This window comes from Colwellia sp. Bg11-28 (genome assembly GCF_002836245.1).
GTDB classification, from domain to species: Bacteria; Pseudomonadota; Gammaproteobacteria; order Enterobacterales; family Alteromonadaceae; genus Colwellia; species Colwellia psychrerythraea_A.
On sequence record NZ_PJBA01000004.1, the window covers coordinates 308,399 to 321,666 of the forward strand.

General features: G+C 37.7%; 11 protein-coding genes. 8 read left to right on the forward strand and 3 right to left on the reverse strand.

Annotation, left to right across the window (positions count from 1 at the left end; genetic code table 11):
- Positions 1-29: 29 nt before the first annotated feature.
- The 3 genes from glnD to CXF79_RS05210 all read right to left on the reverse strand — a co-directional run bounded on the left by glnD (position 30) and on the right by CXF79_RS05210 (position 4,469).
- On the reverse strand, positions 30-2,666 hold the full coding sequence (gene glnD, locus CXF79_RS05200) for a [protein-PII] uridylyltransferase (protein ID WP_011042385.1): 2,637 nt from the start codon (positions 2,664-2,666) through the stop codon (positions 30-32).
- Positions 2,667-2,774: 108 nt separating this feature from the next.
- Positions 2,775-3,563 carry a type I methionyl aminopeptidase gene (gene map, locus CXF79_RS05205; protein WP_101154227.1) on the reverse strand — a complete coding sequence of 263 codons (789 nt, stop codon included), beginning with the start codon at positions 3,561-3,563 and terminating at the stop codon, positions 2,775-2,777.
- Between the two features lie 285 nt (positions 3,564-3,848).
- Entirely contained in the window at positions 3,849-4,469 is a 621-nt protein-coding gene (locus CXF79_RS05210; RefSeq protein WP_101154228.1) for a hypothetical protein, read from the reverse strand.
- Between the two features lie 671 nt (positions 4,470-5,140).
- Here CXF79_RS05210 and rpsB point away from each other — a divergent pair.
- The 8 genes from rpsB (at position 5,141) to rseP (ending at position 13,223) form a co-directional block, all read left to right on the forward strand.
- Positions 5,141-5,869: a 30S ribosomal protein S2 gene (gene rpsB, locus CXF79_RS05215; RefSeq protein WP_011042389.1), complete on the forward strand. Its 729-nt coding sequence runs from the start codon at positions 5,141-5,143 to the stop codon at positions 5,867-5,869.
- A 134-nt stretch (positions 5,870-6,003) separates the two neighbouring features.
- A complete protein-coding gene (gene tsf / locus CXF79_RS05220; RefSeq protein WP_011042390.1) occupies positions 6,004-6,852 on the forward strand; it encodes a translation elongation factor Ts in 849 nt (282 codons plus the stop codon).
- 512 nt (positions 6,853-7,364) lie between these two features.
- A complete protein-coding gene (gene pyrH / locus CXF79_RS05225; protein ID WP_011042391.1) occupies positions 7,365-8,108 on the forward strand; it encodes a UMP kinase in 744 nt (247 codons plus the stop codon).
- A gap of 76 nt (positions 8,109-8,184) precedes the next feature.
- A complete protein-coding gene (gene frr, locus CXF79_RS05230; protein WP_011042392.1) occupies positions 8,185-8,742 on the forward strand; it encodes a ribosome recycling factor in 558 nt (185 codons plus the stop codon).
- Between the two features lie 108 nt (positions 8,743-8,850).
- Complete coding sequence (uppS, locus tag CXF79_RS05235) at positions 8,851-9,615, forward strand: polyprenyl diphosphate synthase (RefSeq protein WP_101154229.1); 765 nt, start codon at positions 8,851-8,853, stop codon at positions 9,613-9,615.
- A gap of 100 nt (positions 9,616-9,715) precedes the next feature.
- Positions 9,716-10,579, forward strand: coding sequence for a phosphatidate cytidylyltransferase (locus tag CXF79_RS05240; protein WP_011042394.1), 864 nt, complete (start codon positions 9,716-9,718; stop codon positions 10,577-10,579).
- Positions 10,580-10,627: 48 nt separating this feature from the next.
- Positions 10,628-11,863 carry a 1-deoxy-D-xylulose-5-phosphate reductoisomerase gene (gene ispC / locus CXF79_RS05245; RefSeq protein ID WP_101154230.1) on the forward strand — a complete coding sequence of 412 codons (1,236 nt, stop codon included), beginning with the start codon at positions 10,628-10,630 and terminating at the stop codon, positions 11,861-11,863.
- A 1-nt stretch (position 11,864) separates the two neighbouring features.
- Complete coding sequence (gene rseP, locus CXF79_RS05250) at positions 11,865-13,223, forward strand: sigma E protease regulator RseP (RefSeq protein WP_101154231.1); 1,359 nt, start codon at positions 11,865-11,867, stop codon at positions 13,221-13,223.
- The last annotated feature ends 45 nt before the right edge of the window (positions 13,224-13,268 follow it).

Sequence of the window (13,268 nt, forward strand, 5' to 3'; positions counted from 1 at the left end):
TATTTGTATGATATAGGGCTGTAAGTTAGTTAATCAATCTCTTGCGTTAATCGCAGTGCTAAGGCCTCTTTTTCTTGAGTGGTTAGCGCATCATCTTCTTCGGTTGAAATAGTGAATACATCATCAGCTTTTTCACCAAAGGTTGTTATTTTGGCTGAGTGGATATTAACCCGTGCTTCTAAAAATACTTGACTAATGTTGGACAATAAACCGGGTCTATCTAAGGCTATAATCTCTATCATTGTTCGATTTTTTGCATGTATTTTAATAAAGTTAACGCGTAGCGGCACTTTAAATTTTTTCATGTGTCTCGCTAGCTTTGGTTCAGGAAGCTCGCAGATATTCACTTGCTGTAATCTATCAACCAACGCTTGACTCATTTCTTTGGTATAGAAACGTTCTCTTAAAGGTTTATTACGACTGTCGAGCACGACAAACGTATTTACTGTATAGCCAGTTTTAGTTGTGATAATTTTTGCATCATGAATCGATAATTTTTTTGTTACCAAAAATGAAACTGTACTGGCAAAGGTGTTGTTTTTTTCTTTTGTGAAAATAAATACTTCCGTGCCACCTCTATAAGGTATCGGGCTAATGAGTACCAGTGGTTTTTCTCTATCGTGCTCGACAATGTTCTGACATTGTCGGGCTATTTGCTCAGGTGAATAACGTAAAAAATAGTCAATTCTAAATTCACGCCATAAGGCTTTAATACTTTGCTCATCAACATTATTTTCGTTTAACAAAGCCAAGGCTTGTTGTTGATTTTCTCTAATTTTAGAACGAACTTCTACCGGTTTTTCTAAACCATGTCGGAATGCACTTAAGGTATTAAAATAAAGCTCTTCAAGCAAGTTTGCTTTCCAGTTATTCCAAAGACTTTCGTTGGTTCCGCGCATATCAGCAACGGTTAAACAATAGAGGTAATTTAAATGTGCTTCATCTCGAACTATTTCACCAAAAGTACGAATGACATTCTCGTCATTGATATCACGACGCTGAGCAGTAACAGACATTAATAAATGATGCTCAACAAGCCATGCCACCATATTACTGTCGTGTTTGCTTAATTGATGTGACAAGCAAAAAGTTAAGGCATCAACAGCCCCTAATTTAGCATGGTCACCACCACGACCTTTGCCAATATCATGGAAAAATCCAGCAAGGTAAAGGACTTCCGGTTTACGAATTTTTTGTACTATTTTACTACATAACGGAAATTTATGATTATGCTCTTTTTGACTGAATTGGTGTAAATTCTTAATGACTCGGTAGCTATGTTCATCCACTGAGTATGCATGGAATAGGTCAAATTGCATTTGCCCCGCGATATTTCGCCACAGCGGTAAATATGAGCTTAGTATGCTATGTCTGTGCATCAAAGTTAATGCTAAACCCAAACCACGTGGATGACGAATAATAGCCATAAACATTCGGCGACATTCTGCATAATCGATTAATCCGGAAATTAATCGTCTACGTGCATTACGCATTAACCTCATGGTGTGCGAGTGTATACCTTTAATGCCGGGTTCTTGCGCAATAATCAAAAACATTTCAATCATTTTGACTGGTCGCATAAATATGCGATCATTTCTGGTATTGATTAATTTATCAACCAGCTCAAAATCTTGGTTAATAATACTAATATTACTTAGCTCGGGTTTCTTAATGATAGCTTGTTCAAAATGCTGTAACAGCATGGTATTTAATTCAGTAACCCGTGCAATGATACGAAAAAAACGTTTCATCATTCGTTCTACAGGGGCCTTACCTTCGTCACCAAAGCCCATCATTTTCGCAACATCAGCTTGATAGTCAAACAAAAGGCGATTTTCGCTACGGCCAGCAACGAAGTGCAGTGCAAAACGCATGCGCCATAGATAATCTTGTGATTCTAATAGCTCAAAAAATTCATTTGGGTAGAGGTAGTCGTGTTCAACCAGTTCTTCTAAGGAGTCGGCTGAAAAGTGACGTTTAGCCACCCAAGCGATAGTTTGAATATCACGTAAACCACCGGGGTTTGCTTTTAAGTTTGGTTCAAGGGTATATGCTGCCCCTCGGTATTGCTGATGTCTTGCTTCTTGTTCTTTACATTTGGCAATAAAGAATTTCTCAGAGGTCCAAAAAACGTCTTCACTTAACAGAGGCGTTAATTGTTGGGTAAGCGTTTCATTACCGGCAACCTGTCGCATTTCCATTAAATTAGTCGCAACGGTTACTTCTTTTACCGCTTGTTTTAAACACTCTTTAATAGAACGAACACTGTGACCAATATCAAGTTTTATATCCCAAAGCTGGGTAATGAAGCTTGATATTTTTTCTTCAAGTTCTAGGTCTACTTCTTCTTGGGTTAATAATAATATATCAACGTCAGATTGGGGATGTAACTCCCCGCGACCATAGCCACCAACAGCAATCAGGGTGATTTGAAATTCATCAAGATGGTGCTGGCACCAAAGCTTCTTTAAAATAGCATCTACAAAAACAGCTCGTGCAGATAATAAGTCGTTTATATCGTTTTCAATAAAAACGTCTTTTAACCAAGTATTAAATGATTGGCTTAATTGACAGATGTCTCGAGTAGATAAAAAGTCAGCACTAATAGCCAGCTGATTAATAAAGTGTGACGGAACTATATGTACGGATACGGGATGACTAGTCAAGAGCTTACCTTTTATCTATAGCGATTAATCTGTAGTTTTTAATATATTGTACCCATTATCAATCAATATGCATGGTTCCCGCACTTTGAATGTTAACGGATATCGATACTAATTATGTAATATACGCGCAATCGTTTCTTCTTCACGCAATGTTAAAATCTCACAACCGGTTTTAGTTACTACAATGGTGTGTTCCCATTGAGCAGATCTTTTACCATCGGCTGTATAAACAGTCCAGTTATCAGTTTTGTCTAAAGTAGTACCTGCGCGGCCTAAGTTAACCATAGGCTCAATGGTGAAACACATGCCTACTTCCATTTTAGTTTTGTCATTATTTTTATAGTGCATAATTTGTGGTTCTTCATGAAACTCTTTACCGATACCATGACCACAATAATCTTTAACAATAGAATAACGACCTGATTTTTTAATGAACTTTTGAATAGTTGCGCCAATTTCACCAAACGTGGCGCCTGGTTTAACTTTCTTGAGTGCTAAATAAAGTGATTCTTGCGTAATACGACAGAGGCGATTATCTTCAGCGGAGGGCTCACCAATAACAAACATTTTACTAGTATCACCATGATAACCATCTTTAATTACGGTGATGTCAATATTAATAATATCGCCGTCGGCTAACACAGTTGCATCAGGAATACCGTGGCAAACAACATGGTTAACAGAAGTACAAATAGACTTAGGGAAGTGATGATAGTTCAGTGGTGCAGATATAGCATGTTGAACATTTTCTGTGTAATCGGCACATAAGGTATTAAGTTCATCAGTGCTAATCCCCGCTTTTACATGCGGAGCGATCATTTCTAAAACGTCAGCAGCTAATTGTCCAGCAATTCGCATTTTGGCTATTTCGTCTTGGCTTTTTATGGTGATGGCCATCTTGTTCAATCTCTTTTAGTTTGCGCTAGCCACAGTATTACTTGCGACTGAGCTTTCAATTAATTTTAATACCAATAACACTAACTAAATGACCATTTGTAAGTGGTCTAAATATCAATAACCTTGTTGCTTTCAATTGTAATAGTCAGCTATTACTCAATCAAGCGCCTTGCTTTTGAAGATTTATCATCATTGCTTATTTACAATGAAAGCTATAACCCATAATTAACGTCATTGGTATGGTTTCATCGATATCGATGAGCAACGTGCTAATAAGATAGCAAGTTAACTGTACTTATTTAACTCTAATTTTATCGCATCAATGATGGCATTAGGATCTTCTAAGTAAAAATTGTGATTAAGTAGGATGAGTTCATCATCTATAGCTAATAATAATGCAGGAATAGCTTGAGTTCCTATTATATCTTGAAGTGCATAAATTTCATGTACTTGTGCTGCAGCATCAGTGGTTAACTTGGTTTTATTAATCACTTTTGCTGGTACAGATAATTTGAACTCATCAATGATGTCGCTCAAATCTGCTGGCTCACTTAAGTCATTACCCGCTGAGAAGTGTGCCGTTTGTAGAGCGTTTAATAATCCTAATGCTTGCTGTGGTGTTTTACCTACAGCCCAAGTCATGAGATTTGCGCATAAGGTAGAATCTTTTCCTTGTGACAACTTACTCATATAATCAGGTGAAAAATTAACAGAAGATAATTCTTTAACTTGAGCTATTTGTTGCTTAGTTATTATATTCTCGCCGTCGGCATCTGAAAAGTAGGCACAATGCCATAAGTTCAAAGCCACTTCTGGTAACGCTTGGTTTACCGCATTCACTAAGGGAGTTGCTGCATAACTCCACGGACAGTGACTGTCATAAATGAAAAATAATTCTGCTGCCATTATTTACTCTACAAAAGTTGATGATTTTAATTAAATATATCTATACCCGCTTCACTTGAAGATGCTCGTTCCAGGAAGTCTGAGCGATTCATAATCAAGGCACATTTTTTTATTAAGGGTCATTCCCTTAAAAAGAAATGTAACGCAGAGTGTGATTTGCTCAGCCTTCCCCAAGGGGCTGGTTTAGAAACGCTTTATGCTGCGTTATTGATGTCGACAATAGAATAACTATTCCCTTCAATCAATGTCTTGCCTAAAGGCGTTTCTAATGCCAGCTGAATCATGCATCTTTAAGTGAAACGGGTATATATCTGATGATTTTAACTCGCCTTGTCCGATTATCCCACTATAAATCGACATTTGATGACAAATGATTTTTACCTCGCTAAAGGATCCTTTTTATGGTATAAAATGCGGCGCTTAATTTTTAGTTAATCTGAGTTGTCTTTTTTATAAACGACAATAAATAGTTTAGCTTGGTTAAGTGACAATTTAAATCGACTATTCGATCAAGAAACTTGTTAGTTTTTTGGCTTATTAAGTCATTATTATAAACTCACATACATCTATTAAAGGTATACCGGGGTGCTCAGCTTTTGACTATAAAGTCGAAACAAAGGAGTCGTGTATATTGGGTGTATGAACGCTTAACCCCATAAAGGAAAAGAAAAATGTCAAACGTTTCAATGCGCGATATGCTTAAAGCAGGTGTTCACTTCGGTCACAAAACTCGTTACTGGAATCCTAAAATGAAGCAATTCATTTTTGGTGCTCGCGATAAAGTTCATATCATTAACCTTGAACAAACAGTTCCTATGTTCAATGAAGCACTTGCTTTTGTAAACAATGTTTCATCGAAAAAAGGTAAAGTATTATTTGTTGGTACTAAACGTGCTGCAAGTGATGCAATCAAAGATGCTGCTATTAAGTCTGACCAATTCTACGTTAACCACCGCTGGTTAGGTGGTATGTTGACTAACTGGAAAACAGTTCGTCAATCTATCAAACGTTTAAAAGATTTAGAATCTCAAAGCACTGACGGTACTTTCGAAGCGTTAACTAAGAAAGAAGCGTTAATGCGTACTCGTGAAATGGAAAAGCTTGATAAAAGCTTAGGTGGTATCAAAAACATGGGTGGTTTACCTGACGTTTTATTTATCATTGATGCTGATCACGAGCACATTGCTATTAAAGAAGCAAACAACCTTGGTATCCCAGTAATTTCTGTTGTTGATACTAACTCAAACCCTGATGGCGTTGATTACGTTGTTCCAGGTAACGATGATGCAATTCGTGCTGTCACTTTATATTGTGATGCTGTTGCTAACTCTGTGCTTAGCGGCCGTGAGCAAAACATCGTAGTACAAGCTGAAAAAGACGGTTTTGTTGAAGCTGAATAATTTCAGTTAACAATACGTTTATTTTCTATTGCCACAAAAGTACGCTTTTGTGGCAACTTATTTAATACTTATGCCCAAAATTGATTTAGTGATAATTCAAATATGGGGATAACAGAAAACTGAGGAATTAACTCATGGCAATTACTGCTGCAATGGTTAAAGAACTTCGTGAACGCACAGCTGCGGGCATGATGGATTGTAAAAATGCTTTAGTAGAAGCTGAAGGCGACATGGAACTTGCGATTGAAAATATGCGTAAGAACGGTCAAGCTAAAGCGGCTAAGAAAGCCGGTAACATAGCTGCTGAAGGTGCAATTTTAATTAAAACTACTGATGGCCTTGCTGCTTTAGTTGAAGTTAACTGTCAAACTGATTTCGTAGCAAAAGATGATAACTTCTTAGGTTTTGCTAACGAAGTTGCTGACGCTGCACTTGCTTCTAAAGTAACAATCGCAGAGCTTCAAGCACAATTCGAAGAAAAGCGTATTACGCTTGTGACTAAAATTGGTGAAAACATCAATATTCGTCGCGTAGAATACGTTGAAGGTGCTAATTTAGCATCTTATAGCCATGGCGCTACTATCGGTGTTGTTGTTGCTGGTGAAGGTGATGCAGAATCACTTAAGCACATTGCTATGCACGTTGCTGCAAGCAAGCCTGAGTTCTTAACTCCTGATGACGTTCCAGCTGATGTTGTTGCCAATGAAAAGCGCATTCAAATCGAAATGGCGATGAACGAAGGCAAGCCTCAAGAAATCGCTGAGAAGATGGTTACAGGCCGCATGAAGAAGTTTACTGGTGAAGTTTCTTTAACTGGTCAAGCTTTCATCATGGAACCTAAGAAAACTGTTGGTGTAATTCTTACTGAGAAAGGTATCACTGTTTCTAACTTCGTACGTTTAGAAGTTGGTGAAGGTATCGAGAAGAAAGAAGAAGATTTCGCTGCTGAAGTTGAAGCACAAATTGCTGCTGCTAAAGCTTAATTCGTTTTATTTGATGGATTAGTTTTATTACTAGCAAAATAAAATAGCTTGAATTACCAAAAAACGTCTACCTAGGTAGGCGTTTTTTTATGCCTACTATTTAGCGTCTGCTATTCTTTCGTTATTACACTGGTAGTCGTTCATTTGTTGAAGGGTAGGGCAGAGTACAAAAAGTGGAGTGACTGTATAAAGGTTGGATAATGTATTTACCTGCCAAGTAGCAATAAAAACGCTACACTTTGCTCATTTTATCGCAATTTTTCCACTTTAATTATTTTTTGCATCGAATGACTATACTATAAAACTCATACCGAGAATAAAATCACTTTAAGTTAAATGGATTTTAACCTTGAAAAGTCACCTGTTCATAATATTTACATAATAAAAATAGAGTTTTTTCAGTTTAGACTATCGTGTGTGAGCTAAACGTATTAAAATAGCCGCGGTCTTTTGACCTCGGCTTTTTTTGTGCTTAAATTTTATTACTTTAACCGCGACAGGAATTTCTCCCTATGACAACCAATCCAAAACCTGCTTACCGAAGAATTCTATTAAAACTCAGTGGTGAAGCGCTGATGGGAGACGAGGGTTTTGGTATTGATCCAAAAGTACTTGACCGTATGGCTCAAGAAATAAAAGAACTGGTAGAGATGGGTATTCAAGTAGGTCTAGTTATCGGCGGTGGAAATTTATTTCGTGGCGCAGGTTTAGCTGAAGCCGGTATGAACCGTGTTGTTGGCGATCAAATGGGTATGCTTGCGACCGTAATGAACGGCTTAGCAATGCGTGATGCTCTTCATCGTGCCTTTGTAAATACACGTTTGATGTCTGCCATAGATTTAGCGGGCGTATGTGAACGTTACAACTGGGCAAATGCTATTAGTTTGTTAAAGTCTGGCCGTGTGGTAATCTTTTCAGCAGGAACAGGTAATCCATTTTTCACCACAGATTCAGCCGCGTGTTTACGTGGTATCGAAATTGAAGCTGATGCCGTGTTAAAAGCGACTAAAGTTGACGGTGTATACTCAGAAGATCCTGCCAAGAACCCAGAAGCCGAACTTTATAGCGAACTAAGTTATGATGAAGTGCTTGATAAAGAATTAAAAGTAATGGACTTAGCTGCCTTTACTTTAGCACGAGATCACAACATCCCTATTCGTGTGTTTAATATGAATAAGCCAGGTGCTTTGAAATCTGTCATCATGGGTAATACTGAAGGCACAGTGATTTCACACAAGAAACGTACTGAAACTTAAGTCAAAACTAAGGGTGAGTAAGTCAGGATGTTTAAAGCCTGACTTAAGTTAACTTATTAATATTTAGGAAATTATCGTGATAGATGAAATAATTGAAGATGCTCAAGACCGTATGGGTAAAAGCATTGAAGCTTTAAAAACTAGCTTGACTAAAATCAGAACTGGTCGTGCTCATGCCTCATTATTAGATAATATTGTTGTTGAATATTATGGTATGGATACTCCATTAAACCAAGTCGGTAATGTTTCAGTGCCAGACGCACGAAATCTTTCGATTACAGTTTTTGATAAAAGTATGATTTCAGCTGTTGAAAAAGCTATTATGAAATCTGATTTAGGCTTGAACCCGCAATCAAATGGCACGTTAATTCGCATTCCATTACCACCGCTTACAGAAGAGCGTCGTAAAGACCTTGTTAAAGTTGTTCGTGGTGAAGCTGAAGGCGGAAAAGTTGCTATTCGTAATATTCGTCGTGATGCGAACTCTGATTTTAAAAGCTTGTTAAAAGAAAAAGAAATCAGTGAAGATGATCACCACCAAGCTGAAGATTCAATTCAAAAGATAACAGATGTATTTGTGAAGCAAGTGGATGAAGTGCTTGTGAAAAAAGAAGCGGAACTAATGGAAATATAAGTTCGTTTATTACAAAACGCCATGTTGTTGCTGTTTAGCCAACTGGCGTTTTTTATTAATAGCGTTTTATAAATACGAAAACTTAAATAATTAATGGAAAATTGTTAAGTGGATAATACCGACATATTGGTTGAACAAACTGATAATAAAAGCATCCCTCAACATGTTGCTATCATCATGGATGGTAATGGCCGCTGGGCGCAACTGCAAGGCAAGGGACGAGTTGCAGGACACAAGGCTGGCGTTGAATCAGTACGACAGGTTGTTGCTACGGCCCGAAAGTCTAATGTTAAAGCGTTAACACTCTTTGCTTTTAGTAGTGAAAATTGGCAGCGACCGGCAAAAGAAGTCAGTGTACTGATGGATTTATTTATGTATGTGCTAACTAAAGAAGTTAAGCGTTTACATAAACATAATATTCGCTTTCAAGTGGTTGGTGATTTAAGCCGTTTTTCTGATAAATTACAAAAAAACATTGCTAAATCAGAGCAGCTTACTGCAGATAATACTGGATTAGTATTATCCATAGCGGCAAATTATGGTGGTCGTTGGGATATCGCTCAAGCGGCTAAAAAATTAGCTAGTGACGTCAAACAAGGTACTATGTCCCTTGATGATATTAATGAAGAAACACTCAATGAACATACCTGTTTAGCAAACCTACCTACATTAGATCTACTTATCCGTACCGGTGGTGATTATCGCATTAGTAATTTTCTCTTGTGGCAAGCTGCTTATGCAGAGCTTTATTTTACCGATACGCTGTGGCCTGACTTTAATGAAGTACAATTTTTAGAAGCCATGAGCTGCTTTGATCACCGAGAACGTCGTTTTGGCAAAACAGGCGAACAAGCAAGAAACGATAAAATATAGTTGAAAACTTACTAAAAATATAATTAAGAATAGTAAGCCGAGTAACCTTACTCAGAGCTTGCCTGACTAGCATATAGTCCATTACTAAAAAGGGTAGCCCTTGTTAAAACAACGAATTATAACGGCTTTAATATTAGCACCAGCTGCAATCTCAGCAATTTTCTATTTGCCCATTAACTACTTTGCCGGGCTTCTAATGGCAATTATCGCCATAGGTTCATGGGAGTGGGCCCGCTTTATGGGTTTGGTCAATACCATTCAACGTTTAGGTTATGTCGTAATCACTAGCGCTTTAATCGCTACTCTATGGTTTTTATTACCAGTAGATGAAACTTGGTTAGTCATAACAGGTGTACAACATGAAATAACGTCACTGTTGTGGTTAAGTGTTATTTGGTGGTTATTTGCTGCTTTATTAATGTTTTCATATCCTAAGTCGAGTGCTTTTTGGTCTAATAATAAATTTATAATTGCAATGTTTGGTTGGTTAACCTTAGTACCTACATGGCTTGCCTTTATGGTTTTACGTACAAATAATTATGTATTAGATGAATTTCAAGGTGCGCAGTTATTGATGTACTTGTTTATGCTAGTGTGGAGTGCTGATGTAGGTGCTTACTTTGTCGGGAAATCTTTAGGTAAACATAAACTAATGCCCAATGTTAGTCCTGGAAAAACCATTGAAGGATTTCTGGGTGGTGTCGTTTGTGCAGCTATCTTAACCGGGATAGTGGGGGTTTCATTACAATGGTCAAATGATAAGTTTATAACGGCTTTGTTAGTTACCCTATTGATCACCTCAATTTCTGTGTTAGGTGATTTAACGGAGAGTATGTTTAAACGTCAAGCGGGTGTTAAAGATAGTGGTTCTATCTTACCCGGTCATGGCGGTATTTTAGATAGAATAGATAGTCTAACGGCAACTGCACCTGTTTTTGCTCTTTGTTACCTATTACTTGCTTGATAATCTCTGTATTTTCGAGCATTTTAATAAATTAATTGGGGTAAATGCGTGTCTAAACGTCAACTTTGTATATTAGGTTCAACGGGCTCAATTGGTTGTAGTACTCTCGATGTAGTAAGACTTCATCCTGAACGATTCCAAGTCATCAGTTTAGCTGCTTATACTAGCGTTGATGTGATATTCGAACAATGTATTGAATTTAAGCCACAGCAAGTAGTACTCGTCTCTAGTGAACACGCAGCTCTACTTACTCAAAAATTAAATGACGCAAATGTTAGTAATATTACTGTTTTATCAGGTGAACAAGCTTTAATTGATATTGCCGAGTGTCAAAATTCAGATACAGTGATGGCGTCTATTGTCGGTGCCTCTGGTTTGTTACCGACGCTCGCCGCAGTGAATGCGGGAAAACGAGTGTTATTAGCGAATAAAGAAGCCTTAGTAACATCAGGCGCTATTTTTATGGCTGCTGTAAAAGCCTCAGGCGCAGAGCTTTTACCTATCGACAGTGAGCACAATGCAATCTTCCAGTGCTTGCCATCCCAGCAGCAAGCTGAAATAGGTGAATGCCAACTTCTTGCCAATGGCATCAGTAAGATATTGTTAACTGGCTCTGGCGGGCCTTTTAGAACTAGAGCTATTGATACCCTAGAATCAGTGACACCTTCACAGGCGTGCGCTCACCCGAACTGGGATATGGGACGAAAAATATCCGTTGATTCTGCCACTATGATGAATAAAGGTCTTGAATTTATTGAAGCTAAGTGGCTTTTTAATGTTGAAGCTGAAGATATTCAAGTGGTTTTGCACCCCCAAAGCACCATACATTCAATGGTACAGTACAAAGATGGCTCTGTAATTGCGCAAATGGGCAATCCAGATATGCGTACTCCAATAGCCCATGCTTTGAGCTTTCCAGAACGTATTGAATCAGGCGTAGCACAGCTAGATTTTTTTAATACTCCCTCTTTTGAATTTCAACCCGTTGATTTTGAACGATATCCTAATCTGGAACTTGCAATTAAAGCGTGTAAGCAAGGTCAAGCTGCTTGTACTGCGCTCAATGCTGCCAATGAAATTGCTGTTGCTGCATTTCTAGACGAAAAAATAAAATTTACCGATATTTATAAAATAAATGAAACTTCTGTGAAAAAATTTGTCTCACAAAAGGTAGATAATATTAATGAGGTTATTGCCCTAGATAAGCAAGCGCGTTCATTTGCACAAACATTGTTAGCAGATTTTTTGCAAACTGAAGCGCTATCGCAAAAGGGTAATAAATAACATGATGGACTTTTTGTGGAACCTAGCATCTTTTGTTATCGCATTAGGTATCCTAGTTACAGTACATGAATATGGTCACTTTTGGGTCGCTAGAAAAAATGGCGTAAAAGTTGAGCGATTTTCTGTCGGTTTTGGTCGAGCACTTTGGCGAAAAACAGGAAAAGATGGCACTGAATATGTTTTGGCGATGATACCTCTGGGTGGCTATGTCAAAATGTTAGATGAGCGTATTGATGATGTTAAGCCCGAAGATAAAGATAAAACTTTTAATTCTAAAACAGTTTACCAGCGTATAGCGATTGTCGCAGCAGGACCCTTAGCTAACTTTATTTTTGCTTTATTTGCTTTGTATATAATGTTTCTTATTGGTGTTCCAAGTGTAAAACCAATGATCGGAAATATTAGTCCAAGCTCAATTGCAGCGGAAGCTAATCTAACAAAAGATAGTGAGATTGTTAGTATCGCAGGCGATAAAACACGTAATTGGCAAGAAGTTAACCTTGCGCTAATAGGACAAATTGGTAATCAAGAAATAACAATTAAAACTAAAAATAGTGATAGCCAGTATATATCTAGCTTTACTTTAGACACCAGTAATTGGGAATTCTCACCGGATAGAACGTCGGCTTTAACTAGCTTAGGTATTTCGCCTTATAGACCTAAAGTACACAATGAATTGGCGGCTGTGGCAGAAAAAAGCCCTGCTGAGTTAGGCGGACTTTTAGTGGGTGACAAGCTCATCGCTGTTAATGATGTCTTAACGGACGATTGGGTAGCTTTTGCAAAAGAGATAAAACAGTATCCGGGTAAAGAAGTATCAATCACTATTAAGCGTAATGATGAAATACTAACCCCCCTAGTGATACCAAACAGTATTGAACAAGCAGGAAAGGTTATTGGATATATTGGTGTTGCCCCTAAAGTTGATGCATGGCCAAAATCGTTATTAGTTGAATTAAGTTACGGACCAATTGATTCTCTCCAAGAAAGCGCACAGCGTACTTGGAATTTGACAAGTTTAACATTTAGTATGATAGGGAAACTTATTACTGGCGATGTATCGGTAAAAAACCTAAGCGGTCCTATCGGTATTGCTCAAGGTGCAGGTAATAGTGCAAGTCATGGTTTTGTATACTTTCTAGGCTTTTTAGCGTTAATTAGTATTAATTTGGGAATAATTAACCTTTTACCGCTTCCAGTACTTGATGGTGGACACTTACTCTATTATCTTATAGAGCTTTTTACAGGTAAAGAAGTGCCAGAGAAAACGCAAGAGGCAGGATTTAAGTTTGGTGCCTTAGCATTATTGATGTTGATGGCTATTGGCTTATTTAATGATTTTAGTCGGGTTCTTGGGTAAATAATTATTTCTGCGAATATTACGCTTATAAAAAAGAGCGCACAA

Excerpts from the sequence above, each read along its gene's own strand:
- map (WP_101154227.1), bottom strand. The coding sequence starts at position 3,563 with ATGGCCATCACCATAAAAAGCCAAGACGAAATAGCCAAAATGCGAATT.
- CXF79_RS05210 (WP_101154228.1), bottom strand. The coding sequence starts at position 4,469 with ATGGCAGCAGAATTATTTTTCATTTATGACAGTCACTGTCCGTGGAGT.
- rpsB (WP_011042389.1), top strand. The coding sequence starts at position 5,141 with ATGTCAAACGTTTCAATGCGCGATATGCTTAAAGCAGGTGTTCACTTC.
- tsf (WP_011042390.1), top strand. The coding sequence starts at position 6,004 with ATGGCAATTACTGCTGCAATGGTTAAAGAACTTCGTGAACGCACAGCT.
- pyrH (WP_011042391.1), top strand. The coding sequence starts at position 7,365 with ATGACAACCAATCCAAAACCTGCTTACCGAAGAATTCTATTAAAACTC.
- rseP (WP_101154231.1), top strand. The coding sequence starts at position 11,865 with ATGATGGACTTTTTGTGGAACCTAGCATCTTTTGTTATCGCATTAGGT.